General features: G+C 68.2%; 24 protein-coding genes and 1 tRNA gene. 7 read left to right on the top strand and 18 right to left on the bottom strand.

What is annotated here, in order from left to right:
* Nucleotides 1–9: 9 nt before the first annotated feature.
* Nucleotides 10–714, top strand: a complete 705-nt coding sequence (locus OXR60_RS13115; RefSeq protein ID WP_267396359.1) for a hypothetical protein — start codon at nt 10–12, stop codon at nt 712–714.
* 9 nt (nt 715–723) lie between these two features.
* Here OXR60_RS13115 and OXR60_RS13110 read toward each other — a convergent pair.
* The 6 genes from OXR60_RS13110 to OXR60_RS13085 form a co-directional block, all read right to left on the bottom strand.
* Nucleotides 724–799 (bottom strand) — tRNA-Val (locus OXR60_RS13110).
* 65 nt (nt 800–864) lie between these two features.
* Nucleotides 865–1614 carry a MarR family winged helix-turn-helix transcriptional regulator gene (locus OXR60_RS13105; RefSeq protein WP_267396358.1) on the bottom strand — a complete coding sequence of 250 codons (750 nt, stop codon included), beginning with the start codon at nt 1612–1614 and terminating at the stop codon, nt 865–867.
* 334 nt (nt 1615–1948) lie between these two features.
* The gene (locus OXR60_RS13100; RefSeq protein WP_267396379.1) at nt 1949–3412 is read right to left on the bottom strand and encodes an NAD(P)(+) transhydrogenase (Re/Si-specific) subunit beta; all 1464 of its coding nucleotides are present in this window, start codon (nt 3410–3412) and stop codon (nt 1949–1951) included.
* Nucleotides 3412–3702 carry an NAD(P) transhydrogenase subunit alpha gene (locus OXR60_RS13095; protein ID WP_267396357.1) on the bottom strand — a complete coding sequence of 97 codons (291 nt, stop codon included), beginning with the start codon at nt 3700–3702 and terminating at the stop codon, nt 3412–3414. The genes OXR60_RS13100 and OXR60_RS13095 overlap by 1 nt, the downstream gene beginning before the upstream one ends.
* 33 nt (nt 3703–3735) lie before the next feature.
* A complete protein-coding gene (locus OXR60_RS13090) occupies nt 3736–4863 on the bottom strand; it encodes an NAD(P) transhydrogenase subunit alpha (protein ID WP_267396356.1) in 1128 nt (375 codons plus the stop codon).
* Between the two features lie 10 nt (nt 4864–4873).
* On the bottom strand, nt 4874–4996 hold the full coding sequence (locus OXR60_RS13085) for an aa3-type cytochrome c oxidase subunit IV (RefSeq protein ID WP_267396355.1): 123 nt from the start codon (nt 4994–4996) through the stop codon (nt 4874–4876).
* Between the two features lie 132 nt (nt 4997–5128).
* Between OXR60_RS13085 and OXR60_RS13080 the strand changes: the two genes are divergently transcribed.
* Both OXR60_RS13080 and OXR60_RS13075 read left to right on the top strand, forming a co-directional pair.
* On the top strand, nt 5129–6544 hold the full coding sequence (locus OXR60_RS13080; RefSeq protein WP_267396354.1) for a sigma-54 dependent transcriptional regulator: 1416 nt from the start codon (nt 5129–5131) through the stop codon (nt 6542–6544).
* Between the two features lie 51 nt (nt 6545–6595).
* Nucleotides 6596–6943, top strand: coding sequence for a PilZ domain-containing protein (locus tag OXR60_RS13075; protein WP_267396352.1), 348 nt, complete (start codon nt 6596–6598; stop codon nt 6941–6943).
* 7 nt (nt 6944–6950) lie between these two features.
* On the opposite strand, the gene OXR60_RS13070 is transcribed toward OXR60_RS13075, so the two are convergent.
* The 8 genes from OXR60_RS13070 to glmM all read right to left on the bottom strand — a co-directional run bounded on the left by OXR60_RS13070 (nt 6951) and on the right by glmM (nt 13828).
* Nucleotides 6951–7283 carry a PilZ domain-containing protein gene (locus OXR60_RS13070; protein WP_267396351.1) on the bottom strand — a complete coding sequence of 111 codons (333 nt, stop codon included), beginning with the start codon at nt 7281–7283 and terminating at the stop codon, nt 6951–6953.
* 131 nt (nt 7284–7414) lie between these two features.
* The gene (locus OXR60_RS13065; protein WP_267396350.1) at nt 7415–8299 is read right to left on the bottom strand and encodes a bestrophin family ion channel; all 885 of its coding nucleotides are present in this window, start codon (nt 8297–8299) and stop codon (nt 7415–7417) included.
* Between the two features lie 82 nt (nt 8300–8381).
* The gene (folP, locus tag OXR60_RS13060; RefSeq protein WP_267396348.1) at nt 8382–9431 is read right to left on the bottom strand and encodes a dihydropteroate synthase; all 1050 of its coding nucleotides are present in this window, start codon (nt 9429–9431) and stop codon (nt 8382–8384) included.
* A 111-nt stretch (nt 9432–9542) separates the two neighbouring features.
* The gene (locus OXR60_RS13055) at nt 9543–10688 is read right to left on the bottom strand and encodes a site-specific DNA-methyltransferase (protein ID WP_276046603.1); all 1146 of its coding nucleotides are present in this window, start codon (nt 10686–10688) and stop codon (nt 9543–9545) included.
* A 176-nt stretch (nt 10689–10864) separates the two neighbouring features.
* Nucleotides 10865–11494, bottom strand: a complete 630-nt coding sequence (locus tag OXR60_RS13050; protein WP_267396347.1) for a ribonuclease HII — start codon at nt 11492–11494, stop codon at nt 10865–10867.
* A 2-nt stretch (nt 11495–11496) separates the two neighbouring features.
* Complete coding sequence (gene thiD, locus OXR60_RS13045; protein ID WP_267396377.1) at nt 11497–12267, bottom strand: bifunctional hydroxymethylpyrimidine kinase/phosphomethylpyrimidine kinase; 771 nt, start codon at nt 12265–12267, stop codon at nt 11497–11499.
* A complete protein-coding gene (locus OXR60_RS13040; RefSeq protein WP_267396346.1) occupies nt 12264–12488 on the bottom strand; it encodes a DUF1272 domain-containing protein in 225 nt (74 codons plus the stop codon). Before OXR60_RS13040 ends, thiD begins: the two co-directional genes overlap by 4 nt.
* Nucleotides 12488–13828, bottom strand: a complete 1341-nt coding sequence (glmM, locus tag OXR60_RS13035; protein WP_267396345.1) for a phosphoglucosamine mutase — start codon at nt 13826–13828, stop codon at nt 12488–12490. The genes OXR60_RS13040 and glmM overlap by 1 nt, the downstream gene beginning before the upstream one ends.
* A gap of 56 nt (nt 13829–13884) precedes the next feature.
* Here glmM and OXR60_RS13030 point away from each other — a divergent pair, with 56 nt between their 5' ends.
* The gene (locus OXR60_RS13030) at nt 13885–15126 is read left to right on the top strand and encodes a cation:dicarboxylase symporter family transporter (RefSeq protein WP_267396344.1); all 1242 of its coding nucleotides are present in this window, start codon (nt 13885–13887) and stop codon (nt 15124–15126) included.
* A gap of 3 nt (nt 15127–15129) precedes the next feature.
* Here OXR60_RS13030 and OXR60_RS13025 read toward each other — a convergent pair whose 3' ends face one another.
* The gene (locus OXR60_RS13025; protein ID WP_267396343.1) at nt 15130–16734 is read right to left on the bottom strand and encodes a peptide MFS transporter; all 1605 of its coding nucleotides are present in this window, start codon (nt 16732–16734) and stop codon (nt 15130–15132) included.
* A gap of 108 nt (nt 16735–16842) precedes the next feature.
* Here OXR60_RS13025 and OXR60_RS13020 point away from each other — a divergent pair, with 108 nt between their 5' ends.
* The gene (locus OXR60_RS13020) at nt 16843–17454 is read left to right on the top strand and encodes a nitroreductase (RefSeq protein WP_267396342.1); all 612 of its coding nucleotides are present in this window, start codon (nt 16843–16845) and stop codon (nt 17452–17454) included.
* Nucleotides 17455–17460: 6 nt separating this feature from the next.
* Nucleotides 17461–17817, top strand: coding sequence for a GntR family transcriptional regulator (locus OXR60_RS13015; protein ID WP_267396341.1), 357 nt, complete (start codon nt 17461–17463; stop codon nt 17815–17817).
* Between the two features lie 162 nt (nt 17818–17979).
* On the opposite strand, the gene OXR60_RS13010 is transcribed toward OXR60_RS13015, so the two are convergent.
* Nucleotides 17980–18798 (bottom strand): arylamine N-acetyltransferase, encoded by an 819-nt coding sequence (locus OXR60_RS13010; RefSeq protein WP_267396340.1) that lies wholly within the window; start codon nt 18796–18798, stop codon nt 17980–17982.
* A complete protein-coding gene (locus tag OXR60_RS13005) occupies nt 18798–20513 on the bottom strand; it encodes an acyl-CoA dehydrogenase (RefSeq protein WP_267396339.1) in 1716 nt (571 codons plus the stop codon). Before OXR60_RS13005 ends, OXR60_RS13010 begins: the two co-directional genes overlap by 1 nt.
* Nucleotides 20514–20552: 39 nt before the next feature.
* Between OXR60_RS13005 and OXR60_RS13000 the strand changes: the two genes are divergently transcribed.
* Nucleotides 20553–21476, top strand: coding sequence for an L-threonylcarbamoyladenylate synthase (locus tag OXR60_RS13000; RefSeq protein WP_267396338.1), 924 nt, complete (start codon nt 20553–20555; stop codon nt 21474–21476).
* Here OXR60_RS13000 and msrA read toward each other — a convergent pair.
* A complete protein-coding gene (gene msrA, locus OXR60_RS12995; RefSeq protein WP_267396337.1) occupies nt 21473–22012 on the bottom strand; it encodes a peptide-methionine (S)-S-oxide reductase MsrA in 540 nt (179 codons plus the stop codon). The two genes, OXR60_RS13000 and msrA, sit on opposite strands and share 4 nt — an antisense overlap.
* Between the last annotated feature and the right edge of the window lie 2 nt (nt 22013–22014).

The following is a 22014-nucleotide window of genomic DNA, read 5'->3' as shown; positions in this document are numbered from 1 at the left end:
AGTTGACGCATGACTGAAGTCGACGACCAGATCGAACGTGCCCGCGCGATGATGGCGCGGATCTCCGATGGCTATGCCGACGCGCCGCAGCGTCGCCGCGCCACCCAGGCGATCGCCCAGCGGCTGGCGCGGATCGCGATCGCCGATGCCGCGATCCTGATCGGCGCCTTCATCCTCGGGCTGGTGATGCCGCTCGGCATCCTCGGCGCGCTCGCGGTGATGGCGCTGCTGGTCGCCGCGACCGTGCTGTTCGCGATTTGGCCCGCCGAGGGCCGCGCGCCGCCGCCCGAGAAGCTTCGTACCGTCGATCTCAAGGCGCTGCCCGCGCAGACCGAGCGCTGGCTCGGCACCCAGCGCCCGGCGCTGCCCGCGCCGGCGCGCACGCTGGTGGACCAGATCGGCGTGAGGCTGGAGACCTTGTCGCCCCAGCTCGGCCGGATCGAGGGCGATGACGAGACCGCCCACGAGGTCCGCCGACTGATCGGCGAGCAGCTCCCCGCCTTCGTCGGTGATTATGCCAAGGTGCCGCCGTCGCTGCGCACCGTCGAGCGCAACGGCAAGACCCCCGATCGCGAGCTGGTCGACGGCCTGCGCCTGATCGAACAGGAGATCGCCGACATGACCGCGCGGCTCGCGCAAGGCGACCTCGATCAGCTCCAGACCCGCGGCCGGTTCCTCGAGATGAAGTATCGCGACGACGAGAAGGCGGGCTGAGCGGCCGCGTGGTGGGCGATGACGGGCTCGAACCGCCGACATTCTCGGTGTAAACGAGACGCTCTACCAACTGAGCTAATCGCCCCTCTCGGGAAGCCACGCCCTGCCAAACCGCGGGCGATCCCGCAAGCCCCCTAGACCGGCAAGCCCCTACACCGCGACCAACTCGCCGCGCTTGGCCGCGACCATATAGCCGCGCATCGCCTCGCTCGCCTGGGCGGAGAGCGCCATGAACGCGCGGCGGCGATCCTGCGGGTCCGGCTGGCGGAGGAACAAGCCCATGTCGCTCATCTTGGTGATCCAGCGCAGCGCCGTGGTCGGCGCCACCGCCGCGGCGATGCACAGGCTGGAGACAGAGACGCGCACGCCTTCGAGCTCGGCGGCGAACAGGTCGAGCAGCATGTCCCAGGCCGGATCCTCGAACAATCCGGCGGCGAAGAACTGGTCGCGGATGCGCCGCGCGCGGATCGTCCGGCGCACGTCCTGCGGCTCAAGCGACGGCAGCTTGCCCGGTCCAGGGTCATAGCTGCGCCGCCGATCCTCGATTTCACTGCCCGGAACAGGCGTTTCGGACCGCGTCAGCCGCGCCAGTATCTCGGCGATCCGCGCCACCTCCTGATTAAGCCGCTGCAACCGCATCGATTCGGTCTCGCGCCAGCTGTCGTGAAGCGCGACGCTGCCGCTCGCCTGGGCCGCAAGCGCGAGCGCCGCGACGCGGTCGCCGAGCCCGGGCGCGCATAGCAATTGCACCCGCCCGCCGAGCAGGTGCCGCGTGACCAGGTCGATCTGCGGCTCGGCCAGCGTCACCACCATCTGCAGGTCGAGCGCGCTGGCATAGCCGTCGAGCCGCGGCAGCGCGGCCTCGAGCACCCGATCCTCCACCCCCGCCGTCTCCAGCACCAGCAGCGGCCGGGCCGCCTGTGCATCGAGACTCGCCGGCAGATCGGCCCAGTCGACCCGCTCGAGCAGCCGTGCGCCGGCGAGATCGATCGCCTGCGCCGCCGCCGCGGCCCCTTGCGCCCCGGCGATCAGCAGCGCCGCATGGCCCGCTTCTTGATATTCCCCCGCCCTCGTTCATCGCCGGCTCCCCACGCAATCGCCGTTTCCTGTCCAGAATAGACCTGACACAGAAGTGGTGGCGATCATTCACCTCCAATTCCGTGGAATCATGGATGTCGGACAGTAGCAGATCGCCGCGATTGCCTCCATTGTGGAGACAACATGATGTTTCCGGTCAATCCAGCGCCTTGACGATATCCTCGACCATCTTCTTCGCATCCGCCAACAGCATCATCGTGTTGTCGCGGTAGAAGATGTCGTTATCCACCCCGGCGTATCCCACCCCGCCCATCGATCGCTTGATGAACAGCACGGTCTTTGCCTTGTCGACGTCGAGCACCGGCATGCCGTAGATCGGGGATGATCTGTCGGTCTTCGCCGCCGGATTGGTAACGTCGTTGGCGCCGATAACAAAGGCGACGTCGGTCTGGGCGAACTCGCCGTTGATGTCCTCGAGCTCGAACACTTCGTCATACGGCACGTTGGCCTCGGCGAGCAGCACGTTCATGTGCCCGGGCATGCGGCCGGCGACCGGATGGATGGCATATTTGACGCGGACGCCCTCGGCCTTCAGCTTGTCGGCCATGTCGCGCAGCGCATGCTGGGCCTGCGCGACCGCCATGCCATAGCCCGGCACGATGATCACCTGCTCGGCCTGGCTCATCAGGAACGTGGCGTCTTCGGCCGACCCTCGCTTCCACGGCCGGTCGCTCGCCGCCGCCGCGCCGGTGCCGCCGTCGCTCGCCGCGCCGAACCCGCCGGCGATGACGCTGATGAAGCTGCGGTTCATCGCCCGGCACATGATGTAGCTGAGGATCGCGCCCGACGAGCCGACCAGCGCGCCGGTGATGATCATCGCGCTGTTGTGGAGCGTGAACCCCATCGCCGCCGCGGCCCAGCCCGAGTAGGAATTGAGCATGCTGACGACCACCGGCATGTCGGCGCCGCCAATCGGGATGATCAGCAGGAAGCCGATGGCAAAGCTCAGCCCGGTGATCATCCAGAACACCCAGGGCCCCTGGTCCCGGGTGAAATAGACGATCAGGCCGAGGATCGTCGCGAGCAGCGCGAGGTTGATGACGTGGCGCCCCGGCAGCATGATCGGCTTGCCGCCCATCGTGCCGTTGAGCTTGAGGAAGGCGATGACACTGCCCGAGAAGGTGATCGCGCCGATCGCAACGCCAAGCCCCATCTCGATCCGGCTGACCGGATGGATCACCGCGAACGGCCGGCCGAGCATCGGCACCACTAGATCGGCGATGCCGAACGCGCTCGGGTTGAGATAGGCGGCGGCGGCCACCAGCACTGCCGCGAGGCCGACCAGGCTGTGGAACGCAGCGACCAGTTGCGGCATCGCCGTCATCGCGATCCGCCGCGCCGTCACCAGCCCGATCGCGGCGCCCAAGGCGATCGCCGCCAGTATCTCGCCGATGCCGACGTTGAGGTGCGTCACCAGCGTGGTGATCACCGCCAGCCCCATGCCGATCATGCCGAGCCGGTTGCCGCGCTGGCTGGACACCGGGCTAGACAGGCCGCGCAAGGCGAGGATGAAGCACACGCCGGCGACGAGATAGGCGAGGGCGACCCAGGGATTGGCCGCCACGTCGCGCATCGCCGCCCCGTTTTGGAGGTGCCCCATCATGGTGCCGGCCGCTCCTTCTTCTTGTACATCGCCAGCATCCGCGCAGTAACGGCGAAGCCGCCGAAGATGTTGATGCTCGCCAGCACCACCGCGCCGAGCCCCAGCCATTTGGCGACGGAGGAACCCGCGGCGCTGCCGGCGATCAGCGCACCGACAATGATCACGCTGGAAATGGCGTTGGTCACCGCCATCAGCGGCGTGTGCAACGCCGGGGTGACCGACCAGACCACGTAATAGCCGATGAAACAGGCCAGCACGAAGATCGACAGAATGGCGACAAAGTCCATGGCCTGCTCCTTAGCCCGCTGCCGCCGGGCGGTTCATGCCAGCAGCCTTGCGCTGACCACCTGCCCGCCGCGCGTCAGCCGGATCGCCTCGCCGATCTCGTCGCCTTCCGGCAGCATCGGGCGGCTCGCGTCCTTGTCCCAGAAGGCGGCAAGGAAATTGTAGAGGTTACGCGCGAACAACGCCGAGGCATCGGTCGCGACCCGCGAGGGCATGTTGCGATGGCCGACGATCGTGACCTCGTGGCGCACGACGGTCTCGCCCGCCACTGCCCCCTCGACATTGCCGCCCTGCTCCACCGCCAGATCGACGATCACGCTGCCAGGCTTCATGCTCGCGACCTGCGCCTCGCTGACGAGCCGCGGCGCCGCCCGGCCCGGGATCAGCGCGGTGGTGATCACGATGTCCTGCTTGGCGAGATGGCCGGAGACGAGCTCGGCCTGTGCGGCTTGATACGCGGGGCTCATCTCGCCCGCATAGCCGCCGGCGCCCTCGCCCTCGATCCCGGCGACATCCTCGACGAAGATCGGCTTGGCCCCGAGGCTGATGATCTGTTCGCGGGTCGCGGCGCGCACGTCGGTGGCGGATACCTGCGCCCCCAGCCGCCGCGCGGTGGCGATCGCCTGCAGCCCGGCGACGCCCACCCCCATCACGAACACCCGCGCTGCAGAGATCGTCCCTGCCGCTGTCATCATCATCGGGAACGCGCGGCCATAGACGGCGGCGGCGTCCAGCACCGCCTTGTAGCCGGCGAGATTGGATTGCGAGGACAGGATATCCATCGATTGCGCGCGGGTGATGCGCGGCATGAACTCCATCGCCAATGCCTCGTACCCGGCCGCCGCATAGCCGTTTATCCGCGCACGGTCGGCAAAGGGGTTGAGCGCGGCGACGATCCAGGCGCCCGGCGCCGCACCGGCGAGGCTGTCGGCCGCCGGCCCCTGCACGGCGAGCACGATCTCGGCACCGGCCAGCGTCGCGGCTCGATCGCCCACCCGCGCACCTGCCTGTCGATACCCCTCGTCGGGATAGGCGGCTGCCGCCCCCGCGCCCGCCTCCACCGCGACGTCGGCGCCGAGCGCCACCAGCTTGCGCACCGTTTCCGGCGTCGCCGCCACGCGCTTCTCGCCATCGGCAGTTTCGCGAACGATGGCGATCGTCATCGCCACAAGGTCAGGCGATCAACCAGATGACGAAGCCGGCGATCACCGCACAGGCCACCGCGCCCCACTTCAGCAGCCCGATAACGCTGCCATAGGTCGCCTCATGCGCCTCCAAACCACTGTTGTCGGCCATCTGCGCGCCTCTCCTGCCCGTGATTGTCACCGATACCTATCTTGCACCAGGGCCCGCTTCAAGCGCCGGCGCTTAAGAGCGCCTTTACCCCCTTCCGCTAGCAAGGTGCCCCGAACCGGCACAGGATGAACCATGACGCGCAACGGCCAGCGCTTGCTTTTGCTGATTGACGAAGAACCGGCCCAGCGGCGGCTGGTCTCGGCGCTGGCCGCGCGTGCGGGCTGGCGGTCGATCTTTGCCGCCGATGGCGAGATGGCGCTTGCCCAGCTCGGCACCCAGGACGGGATGCAGCTCGATGCGATCCTGCTCGACCATTGGTCGCTGGATGCCGATGCCGCCAAGCTGATCGCCGAGTTGCGCGAACGCCGCCCGGCGCTGCCGATCCTGATGCTCACCGCCAACGGCTCGGTGGCGCATGCGGTGGCCGCGATGCGCGCCGGCGCCACCGATTTCCTGGTCAAGCCGCTCGCACCCGAGCGGCTGCTGGCGGCGCTGGAGACCGCGGTCGGCGGTACCAGCAGCGGCGAGCTGCGCCCGCTGACCGAGAAGATCCCGGCGCTGCTCGCGTTCGACGAGATTGTCGGCTCCTCGCCCGATTTTCGCACGGCGCTGGCGATTGCCGCCAAGGCGGCGCGCGCGCGGGTGCCGGTGCTCGTCGAGGGCGAAAGCGGGGTCGGCAAGGAAGTGATCGCCGAGGCGATCCACGCCGCCTCCCCCCGCGCCAAAAAGCCCATGATCACCGTTAATTGCGGGGCGATCCCCGACAATCTGGTCGAATCCGAGCTGTTCGGGCACGAGAAGGGCGCCTTCACCGGCGCGTTCGAGCGCAAGATCGGCAAGTTCGCCGATGCCGATGGCGGCACCATCCTGCTCGACGAAATCGGCGAGATGCCGATGGACACCCAGGTCAAGCTGCTGCGGGTGCTGCAGACCGGCGAGGTCCAGGCGATCGGCGCCCGCCACCCGCGCGAGGTGGATGTCCGCGTCATCGCCGCGACCAACAAGAAGCTGCTCGACGAGGTGGAGGCCGGCCGCTTCCGCGAGGATCTCTACTATCGGCTCAACCCGGTTCAGGTGACGATCCCGCCGCTGCGCGAGCGCACCGGCGACATTCCCGCGCTTACCCGCCATTTGCTGGCGCGGATCGCCCAGCAGCCGGGGCTGCGCCCGCTCGGCATCACCGACGATGCCCTGGCGCTGCTCGTCGAATATGACTGGCCGGGCAACGTTCGCCAGCTCCAGAACGCGCTCTTCCGCGCCGCCGTGCTGTGCGAGGGATCCGCGCTGACCCGCGCCGACTTCCCGCAGATCGCCGCGCTCGGCCATCGCCGTGGCGGCACCGCGGCGGCGGCGTCGGGCGGCGGGGTGACGCTATTCCGCCCCGATGGCAATCTGCGCCCGCTCGAGGATATCGAGGCGGACGTGATCCGCCTCGCGATCGGCCATTATCGCGGGCGGATGACCGAGGTCGCCCGCCGGCTCGGGATCGGCCGATCTACGCTGTACCGCAAGCTCGGCGAACTCGGCATCGACAACGCCGCGGCCTGACGGCCACGCCTTGGTAAGCAGTTGTTAACCGGATCGGCGCATCGCACCCCCATGACCGACATCGACCCCTCCCAGCGTGAACCCCGTAGCAGCGTGATCATCCGCGCCGGCCTCGAGCTGCCCGGCGGCACGGTGGAACGGCGCGTGCGCAACCTCTCGCGCCTTGGCGCCTGCGTCGATCAGGAAGGCGAGCTGGTCACCGGCACCACGATCACCCTGGCGCTAGGCAGCATCCGCGATCTCAAGGCCGAGGTGATGTGGACCAAGCCGCAACTGGCGGGCCTGCGCTTCCACCAGCCGGTCAACCTCGATGATGCGCGCAAGCCGCGCCGCGCCGGCACCGTCACCAAGGCGGGCTGGATGGCGAACATGGATAACGCCTACCGTCGCGTGGGCTAGGCCTAGGCTAAGCCCGCAGCCGCATCGCTGGTTCGGCCACCGGTGCGTCATTGCCACCAATCACCCGCGCCACCTCCGCCTCGCCCAGCGGCAGCGTGAAGGCGATGCCGAACCGCGAGCCGCTCGACCACATTACCGTCGCCAGTCGCAACACACCGAGGCAATCGAGCCGCACCCGCTCCCCGGGCAGCGGCGGTGACGCATGGTGCGCCAGCGCGCCGCTTGCCGACAGATTGAGCAGATGGACACGGATCGGGCCACGCCCGGCATCCATCACTGTGGGCATGAACAGCTTGAAGCGCGTGTGCTGGCGCGGATGAGTGCTGTCGCCGTAATCCATGGCGGCCGATCCCCTTACCCGTGGAAGACTATCACTGTGGCCTCATTCCGTCCTGTACAAACAACCCTAATGGAGCGGTAAGCACGAATAACGTACCGAATCTGGGGGATAATTTAATCCACGTTAGCTAATCACCACAGCACGCCGTGGACGGGCTTGATCGACTCGGGCGCGGCGTCGCCGATCGCCTGGAGCAGGTCGATCTCGATCGTCCGGCACATCGCGGTCAGCGGCACGTCGTGGACGGTATCGGCGAAGGGATCGACCAGATCGTCGCCGATCTGGAGCACCGACAGGAACATCAGCCCCGCCACCGTCGACCCCAGCGGGGTCGCGAAACCCAGCGTCTCGACCAGCCCGATCGGCAGCAGCACGCAGAAGATGTGGGTGAAGAAGGTCGGGAAGAAGCGATATTGATTGGGCAGGGGCGTGTTCTTGATCCGCTCCATCCCGCCCTGCGCATTGGCGATATCGACCAGCACGCTCTCGATATGGGCCTGCTGGATGGTATCGATCCAGCCCTTGCGCATGGCGTCGTCGAACCGTCGCCCGGTCCCGTCGAGCAATCCGTTGGCGATATTGGTCCGCGCAAGCGCCGGTTCCGCCTCGCCGCGCGAGAGCCGGCTTAACACCTGTTCGTCAACCGGCTGGCGGCGCAGCTGGCAGCGCAGCGCGTTCACATAAGCGATCTGGCGCAGGACGATCGACCGCTTGAGATCATGCGCGTCGGGATCGGGCAGGAAATTGCGGGTGGCGCGCGCCAGGCTGCGCGAGGCGTTGATCATCGCGCCCCACAGCACCCGGCCCTCCCACCAGCGCTCGTACGCCGAATTGTCGCGGAAGCCGAGGAACAGCGCCAGCGCCGAGCCGAACAGCGTGAGCGGCAGTGACGGTGCCTTGAAGGGCAGGAAATAATAAGTGACGGTGACGATCACGTCCCACACGAACAGGATGGCGAGCGGCCGCCACACTTCGGAAACGATCTGCCGCAGGCGCGGGGTGGCATCGACGATCATAGGCTCTTCTCTGCTGACGGAGGCAGCGATCTAACGCATCAACCCCCTGAAGGTGCGTGGCAAAGTGTTGCCCGCCGCACGATCAGCCGCCGGCGAGCGCGCGATCGCGCAAGCCCCGCCACACCCTGATCGCCTGCACCGTCTCGGCCACATCGTGGACGCGGATCAGCTGGACGCCGGCCTCCGCCCCCTTGATCGCCAGCGCGACGCTGCCGCCCAGCCGCTGGTCGACCGGCGCCTCGTTGCCGAGCGCCCCGATCAGCCGCTTGCGGCTGACGCCCAGCATGATCGGGCAGCCGAGGCCGTGGAACAACGCCAAGCCATTGATCAACGCGAGATTGTCGGCGAGGCTCTTGCCGAAGCCGATGCCGGGATCGACGATGATCTTCGCCCGATCCACCCCGCCCGCGACAACCGCCGCGATCCGCGCCTCGAGCCAGTCGAACACCTCGGTGACGACATTGCGATAGCTGATCCTGCCGTGGCCGCCGTCCTTGGGATCGGGCGAGTGCATCAGCACGACCGGGCAGCCGGCACGCGCGACCACGGCCAAGGCGCGATCGTCCCACAGCAGCGCCGCGACATCGTTGACCAGTCCCGCCCCCGCCTGCAGCGCCGCCTCCATCACCGCGGCCTTGCGGGTGTCGATCGACACTGGCGTACCGCTGCGGGCGAGCCGCTCGACGACCGGCACCACCCGCGCGATCTCGTCTCCCTCCCACACCGCCGGCGCGCCTGGACGGGTCGACTCGCCGCCGAGGTCGATCAGCGCCGCGCCCGCGGCGGTCATATCGACACCGGCCGCAGCCGCCGCGGCGGGGTCATCGAGGTGTCGGCCACCATCGGAGAAACTGTCGGGCGTGATGTTGAGGATGCCGGCGACCAGCGGCTGGTCGAGGCGCAGCGTGCGTTCGCCGAGCTGCAGCGGCGGCCGGGGGGCGGTGATCGCGGCGTGGAGCGCCGCGCCGCGATCACCCAGCGTGCCGATGTCGGCGATCGACACGGTGCGGCGGCCGCTGCCCTCGATCACCTCATAAGCAGCGAACCATTGCATGCCGCCGGCGAGGCGTGCCACCGCGCCGTCGGCCTGGGTCACCGGCGTGTCGACGAACTGGACCGGGCGGAGGTGCATGATGAGGTGTCTTTCGCTGGCGAGCCGGCCATCGCTCCTACGGCGGCGCCGAGGCCTTGCCTATGGCCAAGCTAGGCTGATCAACGCCCCTCGCCTCCGCAGCAATGGGCTCTACGGCTGGGTCGCCAGCAGATAGGTCTGCCGCAACGCGTCGATCGGCTTGAGTCCGTCGGCCGCCTCATAATGCCAGAAGCTCCAGCCGTTGCAGGCGGGCGCGTTCTGCAGCGTCGAACCGAGCTTGTGGATCGAGCCGGTCGCCCCGCACGTGCTGGCGAGGCTGCCGTCGGCGCGCACCGCTGCCTGGAAGCGGCGCTTGCTGTCGGTCAGCACCATGCCGGGCTGAAGATAGCCATTCTCCACCAACACCCCGAACGCGACCTTGGGCTGCGAGCGCGGGCTCTGCATCGTCGCCAGCGCCGATTCGTCCAGCGGCAGCGCCGCGGCGATCCGCTCGTTGGCGGCATCGATATAGCCGTCCTCGCGCTCGATGCCGATCCAGCGCCGGCCGAGCCGCTTGGCGACCGCGCCAGTGGTGCCGGTGCCGAAGAAGGGATCGAGCACCACGTCGCCGGGCTTGGTGCAGGCGAGCATCACCCGGTAGAGCAAGGCTTCGGGCTTCTGGGTCGGATGGACCTTCTGCCCGTCCTTCTTGAGCCGCTCCTGGCCGCCGCAGATCGGGAACTCCCAGTCCGAGCGCATCTGCAGCTCGTCGTTGAGGGTCTTCATGCTGCGATAGTTGAAGGTGTACTTCGCCTTCTCGCCCTTCGATGCCCAGATCAGCGTCTCATGCGCATTGGTGAAGCGGGTGCCGCGGAAGTTCGGCATCGGATTGGCTTTGCGCCAAACGATGTCGTTGAGGATCCAGAAGCCGAGATCCTGCACCGCGGTGCCGACGCGGAAGATGTTGTGGTAGCTGCCGATCACCCAGATCGCGCCATCGTCCTTGAGGATGCGATGCGCCTCGTTGAGCCAGGCGCGGGTGAAGCGGTCGTAGGCGGCGAAGGTGTCGAACTTGTCCCACTCGTCGGTTACGGCATCAACATGGCTGCCGTCGGGGCGGAACAGCTCGCCGCCGAGCTGGAGATTGTAGGGCGGATCAGCGAAGATCATGTCCACCGACTTGGCCGGCAGCGCCTTCATCGTCGCGATGCAATCGCCGCGCAGGATCTGGTCGAGCGGCAACACGGCGGGGGTGGATGCCACCGCCGGCTTCCGCGTTGCGACGCGCGGCTGCCTGACCTTGTCGATAACCGCCATGAAATCCCCTTTGTCTGCGGCTATTCGCCCGATGCGGTGGACTCTCGTCAAGCGGCAAATATTAACGATGAAGCTGACGATGGCGTTAACGTCGCGCGGACAATGCGCCGTTGACCAGATGTTGAGTCAAGCCGCGGGCCGGCATCCCTACTGCTGGGGTGTGTGACTCAAAAGACTCACAGCGGCAGAACCGGCGCTAGAACAGGCTGCATCGCCTGCGCGACCGGCGAGAAGCTGCGCCGGTGCAGCGGCGTCGGCCCGTGCTCGCGCAAGGCGCGCAAATGCGCTGGGCAGCCATAGCCCTTGTTCGAATGCCAGCCGTAATGCGGATGCGCGTCGGCATGGGCGAGCATGATCGTGTCGCGGGTATGCTTGGCGACGATCGACGCCGCCGCGATCGAGGCGCTCTTGGCGTCGCCGCCCACCAAGGCCGTCGCCTGGTACGACCAGCGCGGCAGGCGATTACCGTCGACCAGCACATGGCCGGGGTGACAGCCGAGCGCCGCGCACAATTGATCCACGGCGAGCGTCATCGCCTTCATCGTCGCCCAATAGATGTTGAGCCGGTCGATCTCGTCCGATTCGACGATGCCGATGCCGACCAGCGCGCGGGTCTTGAGCAACCCGCATAGCCGCTCGCGCTCGGCGGCGGCGAGCTTCTTGGAATCGTCGAGGCCGCGCGGGATTCCCTTGGCCGGCAGGATCACCGCCGCGGCCACCACCGGCCCCGCAAGCGGGCCACGCCCGGCCTCGTCGACGCCCGCCACCGGCGGCAGGCAGAGCTTCTCGTGCTTCAGTCCAGGCATCGTCAGCCTTTAATCTCGTCGAATGGGCAGAGGCCCAGGCCATGTCCCATCGGGCCATGGCCCTGCCCCAACCCCGGCGCGTGGATCAAGGCGATCCGGACGAAGCGGATGGCGCGTGCGACGGCTTCCTCGATGCCCATCCCCTGCGCTAGCCCGGTGGCGATCCCGCTCGCCAGCGTGCAACCGGTGCCGTGCGACCCCCGGGTGTCGATCCGCCTGGCTTCCCACCGCGCGACCGGACCGCTCGGCGACAGCAATTCGTCGACGATCCAGTCGCTCTCGCCATGGCCACCCTTGGCGAGCAGGTGGCAGCTATGCGCGAGCACCGCGTCGCGCCCGCCCAGGGCGGCAAGCTCGGGAATATTGGGGGTGACAAGCGAGGCGAGGTGCATGAGCCGCGCAAACGCCGTGACCGCTGCGGTATCGGCGAGCACCGCGCCGCTGGTTGCGATCATCACCGGATCGAACACGATCGGCACCTCGAGCGCCTCGAGCCTGTCGGCGACCGCCGTGGCGGTCGCAGCCGAGCCGATCATGCCGATCTTCACCGCATCCACCCCGAGGTCCGACACCACCGAGTCGATCTGCGCCACCACCATCTCTACCGGCACCGGGTGAACCGCCTGGACGCCAAGGCTGTTCTGCGCGGTGATCGCGGTCACCGCCGTCATCGCGTAACCGCCCAGCTTCGTCACCGTCTTGATATCCGCCTGGATCCCGGCGCCACCGCCCGAATCGGAGCCGGCGATGATCAGGACGCGCGGGATCATCAGCTCTGGAATACCCGCGTCGTTGAACCGGGGTGGCGCTTTAGCGCGGCGCCGACGCGGGTCGGCCGGTCCATCAGCTCGCCGCCGCAGCCGGGGCAGCGCTCGTCGAGCGCATCGGCGCATTCGCTGCAATAGGTGCATTCCATCGAGCAGATGAACGCGCCGGGTTGATCGGCGGGCAGATCGGTGCCGCAGCGCTGGCAGTCGGGGCGCATCGCGAGCATCAGGCGGCCGCCGCGCGCACGGCGTCGCAGATGCGATCGACGATCTGCTCAACCTGCGTGGCGTCGTCGCCCTCCGCCATCACCCGGATCACCGGCTCGGTGCCCGAAGGGCGGATCACCAGCCGCCCGGTGCCGGCGAGATCGGCCTCGGCCTGCGCGATCACTGTCTTGACCGCCTCGGTCTCGAGCGGCTTGCCGCCGGCGAAGCGGACGTTCTTGAGCAATTGCGGCAGCGGCTCGAAGCGGCGCAACACCTCGCTCGCCGGCGCGCCGGCGCGCTTGACCTCGGCGAGCACCTGCAGCGCCGCGACGAGGCCGTCGCCGGTGGTGCCGTAGTCGGCGAGGATGATATGGCCGGACTGCTCGCCGCCGACGTTATAGCCCGAGCTGCGCATCTTCTCGAGCACGTAGCGATCGCCAACCGCGGTGCGGACGAGGCCCAGCCCCTGCGCCTTGAGGTGACGTTCGAGGCCGAGGTTGGACATCACCGTCGCCACCAGCCCGCCGCCTGCCAGCCGCCCGGCACGCGCCCAGCTCGCCGCGATCGTCGCCATCAGCTGGTCGCCGTCGATCACGGTGCCGGTTTCGTCGACCACGATCAGGCGATCGGCGTCGCCATCTAGCGCGATGCCGATGTCGGCGCCGGCGGCGACAACCGTCTCGCCGAGCGCCTGGGGTGCGGTGGAGCCGACGCCGTCGTTGATGTTGATGCCGTCCGGGGTGATGCCGATCGCGATCACATCCGCGCCGAGCTCCCACAGTGCCGCGGGCGCGACCTTATAGGCGGCGCCGTGGGCGCAATCGATCACCACGCGCAGGCCGTCGAGGCGCAGATTCTCGGGAAAGGTCGATTTGGCGAAATGGATGTAGCGCCCTTGGGCATCGTCGATCCGCCGCGCGCGGCCGATCTGCGCCGAGGGCACCAGCGGCACCTCGCTGTCGATCAATTGCTCGATCGTCGTCTCGGCCTCGTCGGAGAGCTTATAGCCGTCAGGGCCGAACAGCTTGATGCCGTTGTCGGCATAAGGATTGTGGCTCGCCGAAATCATCACGCCGATGTCGGCGCGCATCGACTGGGTGAGCATCGCCACCGCCGGGGTCGGCATCGGCCCGACCATGATCACGTCCATGCCGACGCTGGTGAAGCCGGCGACCAGCGCCGATTCGAGCATATAGCCCGACAAGCGCGTGTCCTTGCCGATCAGCACGCGATGCTTGTGGTCGCCGCGCTGGAAATAGGCGCCGGCGGCCATGCCCACCTTCATCGCCATTGCCGCGGTCATCGCGCCTTGGTTGGTGGCGCCCCTGATTCCATCGGTCCCGAAATATTTCCTTGCCATGAAATGCGATCCGCTCCGCTATGCCGCTCCGCTCCTCCGTTGCGCCAAGGAATCCGATGTCGCAAGCCACCCGCATTCTGCTGGCGCTGATCGCCGGGCTCGTCCTTGGCATCGTCGCCGTCGCCGCCAACAAGGAATGGGCGCTAAGCGTCACCACCGTCACCCAGCCGATCGGGTCGGCATGGCTGCACGGCTTGCAGATGGTGATCGTGCCGCTGATCGTCGGGCTGCTCGTCACCGGCATCGCCGCCACTGCGGAGGCCGCGCGGGCCGGGCAGATCGCCGGGCGCGCGGTGGTGATGTTCGTCGTCATCCTGTGGAGCACCACGATCATGTCGGCGATCGTGATGCCGCTGTTGCTCGACCTGTGGCCGTTGCCCGCTGCCTGGTCCGCGGCGTTGCGCGCGGCGCTTACCGGGGTTCAGCCGCTCGGCAAGGTGCCGAGCCTCGGCGACTTCTTCGACACCATCGTCCCCACCAACATCGTCGCCGCGGCGGGGGCCGACGCCTTCCTGCCGCTGACCGTTTTCACCCTCGCCTTTGCCTTCGCGATCACCCGGCTCGATCCCGAGCCGCGCCAGCGGCTGGTCGACCTGTTCCGCGCGATCACCGATGCGATGCTGGTGATCATCGGCTGGGTGCTGAAGCTCGCGCCCATCGGCATCTTCGCGCTCGCTTATGGGGTGGGGGCACGGACCGGGGCGGCGGCGTTCGGCGCATTGCTTCATTACATCGTGCTGGTGTCGAGCATCGGCTTTCTGGTGCTGCTGTTCGGCTATCCGCTGGCGTGGCTGGGCGGCCGGGTGGCGCCCGGCGCGTTCGCGCGCGCGGTCGCGCCGGCGCAGGCGATGGCGATCAGCACGCAAAGCTCGCTCGCCTCGCTGCCGGCGATGCTCAAGGGCTCGGAGCAACTGGGCGTCCGCTCCGCCACCGCGGGCATCACCCTGCCGATCGCGGTCGCGATCTTCCGCGCCACCAGCCCGGCGATGAACCTCGCGGTCGCGCTCTACATCGCGCGCTGGCTGGGCATCCCGATCGGGCCGGGGCAGCTTGCCGCCGGCGTCGCCACCGCCGCGATCACCACCATGGGCTCGGTGAGCCTGCCCGGCACGGTCAGCTTCTTCGCCAGCGTCGCGCCCGTCTCGATCGTGATGGGGGTGCCGATCGAGGCGTTGGGGCTGCTGGTCGCGGTGGAGACGGTGCCGGACCTGTTCCGCACCGTCGGCAACGTCACCATGGACGTCGCCGTCACCGCCTGCGTCGGCCGCCTCGACGGCAGGCCGACGCAGGCGGCCTAGCGATCAGCGCCGACCGAGCCGCTGCTCGTCGCGGGTGTCGAGCCCGGCGGCAGCGGGTTCGCCGATCGCGCCCTCGCCCGCCAGCGCATGGTCGGGGCGCTCGCCGAGGCTGTCGAGATGCATCAGCCGGGTGACGAACGGCGCCACCAGCAGCACCAGCACGCCCACGCCCATCGAAAACCAGCCGATCTTGGCGTAGATGCCGAGCACATGGCCGACGCCGGCGCCCTCGCCGCCCGTTTCCTGCGCGATCAAGCCGGCGATGAACTCGCCGCCCGCGGTGGCGAGGAACCAGGTACCCATCATCAGCCCGGTCATGCTCGCCACCGACAGCCGCGTCATCGACGACAGCCCGATCGGCGAGAAGCAGAGCTCACCCATCGAATGGAGCATGTAGAGCAGGATCACGAAGATCGCCGGCGTCAGCCCCGCCGCCGGGGCGCCGAGGATCAGCGCGAAGAAGCCGGCGCCGACGAGGATCAGGCCGATGCCGAACTTGAATGGCGCGCTCGGCTCCAGCCCGCGCTTGCCCAGCACCGTCCACAGCAGCCCGAACAATGGCGCCAAAGTGATGATGAAGAAGGCATTGACCGACTGGAACATCGAGGCGGGGATCGTCCAGCCCAGCATCGTGCGATCCACCGACTGATCGGTGTAGAGGGTGAGCGACGAGCCGGCCTGCTCGAACAAGGCCCAGAACAGCGGTGACAGCGCGATCAGGAACAGCGCGGCGAAGATGCGATGTCGCTCGACCTTCGGCAGGCGGCGGAACGAGGTGAGCAGGATGAAGCCGACGGTAAGCACCGCGGCGACCAGCAGCAGCGTGCCGACCGCGCCCTGCGAGCGCACCAGCCACCAGGCGAGCATCACCCCCGCCACCGCGCCCAGATAGATCGTCCACTCGATCGAAACGCCGATCGGGCTGCGCGTCTTGAGCGCGGCGGGCACCGGCGGCTGACCGGCATCGTAGAGCGCGCCGCGGCACAGCACGAACACCACCAGCCCGAGCGCCATGCCGATCCCGGCGGCGCCGAAGCCCCAGGACCAGCCCACCGTCTCGCCGAGGATGCCGACGATGATCGGCCCGGCAAAGGCGCCGGTGTTGATCCCCATGTAGAAGATCGAGAAGGCGCCATCGCGGCGGAGATCATCGCGCGGGTAGAGCTGGCCGACCAACACCGAAATGTTGGCCTTGAGGAAGCCGGTGCCGATGATGATGCAGGCGAGTGCGAGGTAGAAGCCGTTAAGCGCGCTGCCCTGGACGCCCGCCGGTCCCTCGACCAGCGCGATCATCAGATGGCCGACGGTGATGAACAGGCCGCCGACCAGCACCGCCTTACGCGCGCCGAGGAAGCGATCGGCGATATAGCCGCCGATGATCGGCGTAATGTAGACCAGCGAGGTATAGGCGCCGTAGATCGCATAGGCGGGCTGCTCGCCAAACAGGAAGTGCTTGGTCAGGTAGAGCACCAGGATGGCGCGCATGCCGTAGAAGGAGAAGCGCTCCCACATCTCGGCGAAAAAGAGCATGAACAGCCCGGTGGGATGCCCCAGAAACGTCTTGGCGTGGGCCGGAACGCCGCCCCCGCCCGCATACGCGCTTGCCATTGGTGTCGGATGCTCCCGGATAACTCGCCGCGCACGGGCGGCCCGGGCATGCACCGTAGCGGCTCGCCGCCGGGTGTAAATAACAGGCAGTGCCGCTACATAGCCGCCATGTTCAACGATCTCTCGTCGCCATTGGCGCTGCTCGCCACCCGCCGCTCCGGCAAACCGCGCGATCTCGTCGCGCCCGGGCCGGATGACGCGCAGCTCGCCCAGATCCTCCAGATCGCCGCGCGAACGCCGGATCACGGCAAGATCGCTCCGTGGCGGTTCGTGATCGTCGGCGCCGACCAGCGCGATGCGCTCGGCCGTCTCATCGGCGCGGCCTACCGCCGCGAACGGCCGCAGGCGCCTGAGCGTGAGATCGAGGCCTTTGCGCAATTCGCCCGTCAGGCGCCGACGCTGGTGGTGGTGCTCTCCTCACCCAAGCGCGACAGCCCGATTCCGTTGTGGGAGCAGGAATTGTCCGCTGGCGCGGCCTGCATGAACCTGCTGCACGCCACCCACGCGCTGGGCTTTGCCGGCGGCTGGCTGAGCGGCTGGGCTTCTTTCTCGGATGAGGTGCGCGACGCCTTTGGCGGCGCGCCCGAGCGAATCGCCGGCTTCATGTTCCTCGGCACCCCTGCACGGCCTCTCGACGAACGGCCCCGCCCCGATCAGGCACAGATCGTCTCGCATTGGCAGGGCAAGGGACTCGACGATGCAGCCAAGTTGCTGTATTAGATCAGCATGACAGCTCTGAGCAACGAGGACAGCCCGGTCTACATCCGCTTGCGCGGGACCATTGCGGCAGGGATCCTGCGCGGCGACTATCGCGCCGGCGATCAGCTACCGTCGGTGCGCGCCTTTGCCGCCGAACATGGCGCCAATCCGCTCACCGTCGCCAAGGCATACCAGAGCTTCCAGGACGACGGCTATGTCGAGGTGCGCCGCGGTGTTGGCATGTTCGTGCTGCCCGGTGCCGCCGAGAAGCTGCGCATCGCCGAGCGCGACAGCTTCGTGAACAATCAATGGCCGCGGATCCGGGCGCATATCGACCTGCTCGGGCTCGACGCCGGCGATCTGCTGGAGCGCGAGCGGGCGTAAGCCGGTCGCCCTCGGGAAAGACGCCTGCATCTACACCAATAGCCGTCACCCCAGCGAGCTGGGGCCTCCCGCGGCTCCTGCCCTGCCCAAGCGCACGAGATCCCAGCCTTCGCTGGGATGACTAATGGGGAGCAAGGACGGCATCGGCGGGCAGAATCGGGTTCAGAACAGCCCCAGCTGCGCGACATCCTCCGCCGACAGATCGATCCCGAACATTAGGCTCATCCGCATCCGGTAGACGCGTGGATCGGTGATCTCGGCGATCGATTCATTGTCGCCGGCGCGGCGGTGATACCGGCGGTCGGTCAGCGCCGCCAGGCCGTGCGGCAGGACCATGCTCGCGATCCGGGTCTGCGTGAAGCGGCTGCCCGGCGCAGTCGAGGTCCAGTGGTTGGACAGCGCCAGATCGGCGTCATGCACCTGATCCAGCGTGAAGCTGTACTGCGGCCGGAAGCCGGGGCCGGCACCGCGGCCGTCGGTAGAACCCGACGGGCCTTCGCGGCTCAGCAGCCAGCCGTGTTCGGTACCGGCCTCGAGCCGGAAGCGCGCGCCGTCGGGCGCGTCGAGCTCGACGCCATGGACCAGCGGCATCACGGGCGCATAGCTGCCGCCGAAGCCCGCATCGGCGATCCATTGCTGGCCGCCGATCGTCACCAAGCTGAACGTATGGGTGAGCGGCGGCACCGTCTCGGCGCCGAGCCAGACCCGCGCCAGCAGCGGGCGCGCGGTGAAGCCGAGCCCGGCCAGCGCATCGAGAAACAGCCGATTGTGCTCGAAACAATAGCCGCCGCGCTTGGCGGTGACGAGCTTGGCGAACACCGCAACGCTGTCGATGGCAATACCGCGACCGAGGATCACGTCGAGGTTTTCAAACGGGATGTGCAGCCGGTGAGCACGCTGCAGCGCCGCCAGCCCCTCGGCGTCGGGGATCGGAAACTGCCCCAGATCGATGCGCTGGAGATAGGCGTCGAGATCGAACATCAGGCTGCGAAAACCTCTGCTTGAATGGCGTAGAGAACGTCGGCGTTGGCGCTGGCCGCGGCGCACAGCCCAAGCGCTTCGGGCACGATCTGGTCAAGATAGAAGCGCACCGCCGCGCGCTTGCGCTGCGCGGCAGCATCGTCGCCGGTTGCCACCCGCCCTTGCCGCTCCATCAGCCAGCCGCATGCGGCGACCGAGACCATGGTCATGAAAGGATAGCTTGCCGCGAGCTTGTCGTCGGCATCGGCGACCGCGATGCGCCGACCGATCGCCTCGACCGCATCGATCAGCGCGATGAGCTCGGGATGGATCGCCTCGGCGCGCATGTCGGCGATCAGCGCCGCGAACGCGCCGCCATTGTCGAGCGCGAGCTTGCGGCCGACAAGATCGGCGGCCTGGATGCCGTTGGTACCCTCGTAGATCGGGGTGATACGCGCATCGCGGAAATATTGCGCGGCGCCGGTTTCCTCGATGAAGCCCATACCGCCATGGATCTGGACGCCGAGGCTGGCGACCTCGTTGCCGAGATCGGTGCCATGCGCCTTGGCGAGCGGGGTGACGAGCTCCAGCCGGTTCTTCGCGCCGGCTTCGCCGAGCGTCGCGCGATCCACTTGCCCGGCGGCATAATAGACCAGCGCGCGCGCGGCCTGGGTCTGCGCCGTCATCCGCATCAGCATGCGCCGCACGTCGGGATGCTCGACGATCCGCACCGGCGCCTTGTCGGCGCCGCCGGCGCGCGCTGACTGGACCCGGTCGAGCGCATAGGCCACCGCCGCCTGGGTCGCGCCCTCGGCGATCTGCACACCCTGCAGGCCAACGTTGAGCCGGGCATTGTTCATCATCGTGAACATCGCCCGCATTCCGCCATGCTCGGGGCCGATCAGCTCGCCGACACAGTCGCCGTCGTCGCCGAACGACAGCACGCAGGTGGGCGAGGCATGCAGTCCCATCTTGTGCTCGATCGATACCACGCGGACGTCATTGGCCGCGCCCGGCCGCCCATCGGCATCGAGCCGGAACTTGGGCACCAGGAACAGCGAGATGCCGCGCGTGCCCAACGGCGCATCGGGCGTGCGGGCAAGGACGAGGTGGACGATCTGCTCGGCCATGTCGTGGTCGCCAAACGAGATGAAGATCTTGGTGCCCTTGATGCTCCAGGTGCCGTCGCCACGCGGCGTCGCGGTGGCCCGCAGCGCGCCGACATCGCTGCCCGCCTGCGGCTCGGTGAGATTCATCGTTCCGGTCCAGGCGCCGGTGGCGAGGTGCGGCAGGTAGAGCGCCTGCTGCTCGGGGCTGCCGTGATGCGCCAGCGCCTCGATCGCGCCGACCGTCAGCGTCGGGCACAGCGCGAAGCCCATGTTGGCCGAGCCCAAGGTGTCGAGCACCGCGGTCTGGATCGCGAACGGCAGGCCCTGGCCGCCGAACTGTTCGGGCACGCCGATCGTGCCCCAGCCGCCCTCGACATAATCCTGATAGGCGGCGCGGAAACCGTCGGGCATCACCACGCCGTCGGGCGTCCAGGTCGCGCCGACCGTGTCGCCGATGCGGTTGAGCGGTGCCCATTCGCCCGCCGCGAGGCTGCCGACGCCCTCGAGCACCGCGTCGACGACATCGTCGCTCGCGGCGGCGAACCGCTCGGTCGCGGCGAGATCACCGATCCGCACGACATGCTCCAGCACGAAACGCTGCTCGGCGACGGCGGGGGTGAAGGGCATCATTCTCTCCTGTGTTTGCGGCGGCTATAGCGACCCGCAATGACCGCTCCAAACTGCCATATTTTACCCTACGGCATGGCCGCGATCGCCGAGGGCGCGGCGCGAATCGGCGCCGGCGAGCTGGTCGCGGTGCCAACCGAGACGGTCTATGGGCTTGCCGCCGATGCCACCAACGCCGCGGCGGTAGCCGGCATCTACGCCGCCAAGGGGCGGCCGAGCTTCAACCCGCTGATCGTCCATGTCGCCGATCTCGCCGCCGCCGAGGCGATCGCGGTGTTCGACGACGACGCCCGCGCGCTGGCGGCGGCGTTCTGGCCGGGGCCACTGACGCTGGTGCTGCCGCTCAGGCCCGCCAGCGGGATCGCCGCACTTGTCACGGCGGGGCTCGATACGATTGCGCTGCGCGTCTCGCGGCATCGCGCGATGCAGGCGTTGATCGCCGCGGCCGGCAAGCCGCTCGCCGCGCCATCGGCCAATGCCAGCAACGGCATCAGCCCTACCCGCGCCGCGCATGTCGCCGCGAGCCTCGGCCAGCGCGTGCCGCTGATCATCGACGACGGCGCCACCGAGGCCGGGCTGGAATCCACCATCATCGCGGGGCGCATCCTGTTGCGCCCCGGGCCGCTTGCGATCGAAGATCTGCCCTTTCCGGTGACCCGTCGATCTGCCGATGAGGCAATCACCGCCCCCGGCCAGCTCGCCAGCCATTATGCGCCGGCCAAGCCGCTCCGCCTCGGTGCCACCGTAGCGGCCGATGACGAATGGCTGATCGGCTTCGGCCCGGTCGCAGGCGACGACAATCTGTCGCCGTCAGGCAACCTGCTGGAGGCGGCCGCGCGGCTGTTCGATGCGCTGCACAAGGCCGATGCCAGCCCGCGCGCGCGCATTGCCTTGGCGGCCATACCCTTCACCGGCATCGGCGAGGCGATCAACGATCGCCTCGCCCGCGCCGCTCACGTTTAGGCGGTCACCGCCTTGGAGCGTGCCGCGAAGCTCTTGCGCAGCTTTTGCAGCTTGGGCGGGATCACCGCCATGCAATAGGGGTTCGACCGGCCCGAGGTTTCCCAATAATCCTGGTGGTAGCCCTCCGCCGGATACCATTGCGAGAATTCCTCGATGGTGGTGACGATCGGCTTATCGAGATCCTGCTGCGCGCGGGCGATTGCCTCGTTCGCCTGTTCTTCCTGCATCACCGTCTCCGGGAAGATCGCCGAGCGGTACTGGGTGCCGACGTCATTGCCTTGGCGATTGAGCTGGGTGGGATCGTGGGTCGCGAAATAGATGTCGAGCAGGTCGCCATAGCTCAGCTGCGCGGGGTCGAAGCCGACCCGGATCGCCTCGGCATGGCCGGTGGTGCCGCCGCACACCTGCTTATAGGTCGGATTGGGCACGTCGCCACCGATATAGCCGCTCTCGACGCTCTCGACGCCGATCACATCCTTGAACACCGCCTCGGTGCACCAGAAACAGCCGCCGGCGAGCGTTGCATATTCGGTCATGA

The sequence above is a fragment of the Sphingomonas sp. GC_Shp_5 genome, from assembly GCF_026540855.1.
In the GTDB taxonomy this organism is placed as follows: Bacteria; Pseudomonadota; Alphaproteobacteria; order Sphingomonadales; family Sphingomonadaceae; genus Sphingomonas.
Note: the sequence above shows the minus strand (reverse complement) of the source record. Positions and strands in the feature narration are given on the sequence as shown.

Excerpts from the sequence above, each read along its gene's own strand:
- OXR60_RS13115 (WP_267396359.1), top strand. The coding sequence starts at position 10 with ATGACTGAAGTCGACGACCAGATCGAACGTGCCCGCGCGATGATGGCG.
- OXR60_RS13100 (WP_267396379.1), bottom strand. The coding sequence starts at position 3,412 with ATGGGGCACCTCCAAAACGGGGCGGCGATGCGCGACGTGGCGGCCAAT.
- OXR60_RS13095 (WP_267396357.1), bottom strand. The coding sequence starts at position 3,702 with ATGGACTTTGTCGCCATTCTGTCGATCTTCGTGCTGGCCTGTTTCATC.
- OXR60_RS13090 (WP_267396356.1), bottom strand. The coding sequence starts at position 4,863 with ATGACGATCGCCATCGTTCGCGAAACTGCCGATGGCGAGAAGCGCGTG.
- OXR60_RS13085 (WP_267396355.1), bottom strand. The coding sequence starts at position 4,996 with ATGGCCGACAACAGTGGTTTGGAGGCGCATGAGGCGACCTATGGCAGC.
- OXR60_RS13080 (WP_267396354.1), top strand. The coding sequence starts at position 5,129 with ATGACGCGCAACGGCCAGCGCTTGCTTTTGCTGATTGACGAAGAACCG.
- OXR60_RS13075 (WP_267396352.1), top strand. The coding sequence starts at position 6,596 with ATGACCGACATCGACCCCTCCCAGCGTGAACCCCGTAGCAGCGTGATC.
- OXR60_RS13070 (WP_267396351.1), bottom strand. The coding sequence starts at position 7,283 with ATGGATTACGGCGACAGCACTCATCCGCGCCAGCACACGCGCTTCAAG.
- OXR60_RS13065 (WP_267396350.1), bottom strand. The coding sequence starts at position 8,299 with ATGATCGTCGATGCCACCCCGCGCCTGCGGCAGATCGTTTCCGAAGTG.
- folP (WP_267396348.1), bottom strand. The coding sequence starts at position 9,431 with ATGCACCTCCGCCCGGTCCAGTTCGTCGACACGCCGGTGACCCAGGCC.
- OXR60_RS13055 (WP_276046603.1), bottom strand. The coding sequence starts at position 10,688 with ATGGCGGTTATCGACAAGGTCAGGCAGCCGCGCGTCGCAACGCGGAAG.
- OXR60_RS13050 (WP_267396347.1), bottom strand. The coding sequence starts at position 11,494 with ATGCCTGGACTGAAGCACGAGAAGCTCTGCCTGCCGCCGGTGGCGGGC.
- OXR60_RS13040 (WP_267396346.1), bottom strand. The coding sequence starts at position 12,488 with ATGCTCGCGATGCGCCCCGACTGCCAGCGCTGCGGCACCGATCTGCCC.
- glmM (WP_267396345.1), bottom strand. The coding sequence starts at position 13,828 with ATGGCAAGGAAATATTTCGGGACCGATGGAATCAGGGGCGCCACCAAC.
- OXR60_RS13030 (WP_267396344.1), top strand. The coding sequence starts at position 13,885 with ATGTCGCAAGCCACCCGCATTCTGCTGGCGCTGATCGCCGGGCTCGTC.
- OXR60_RS13025 (WP_267396343.1), bottom strand. The coding sequence starts at position 16,734 with ATGGCAAGCGCGTATGCGGGCGGGGGCGGCGTTCCGGCCCACGCCAAG.
- OXR60_RS13020 (WP_267396342.1), top strand. The coding sequence starts at position 16,843 with ATGTTCAACGATCTCTCGTCGCCATTGGCGCTGCTCGCCACCCGCCGC.
- OXR60_RS13015 (WP_267396341.1), top strand. The coding sequence starts at position 17,461 with ATGACAGCTCTGAGCAACGAGGACAGCCCGGTCTACATCCGCTTGCGC.
- OXR60_RS13010 (WP_267396340.1), bottom strand. The coding sequence starts at position 18,798 with ATGTTCGATCTCGACGCCTATCTCCAGCGCATCGATCTGGGGCAGTTT.
- OXR60_RS13005 (WP_267396339.1), bottom strand. The coding sequence starts at position 20,513 with ATGCCCTTCACCCCCGCCGTCGCCGAGCAGCGTTTCGTGCTGGAGCAT.
- OXR60_RS13000 (WP_267396338.1), top strand. The coding sequence starts at position 20,553 with ATGACCGCTCCAAACTGCCATATTTTACCCTACGGCATGGCCGCGATC.
- msrA (WP_267396337.1), bottom strand. The coding sequence starts at position 22,012 with ATGACCGAATATGCAACGCTCGCCGGCGGCTGTTTCTGGTGCACCGAG.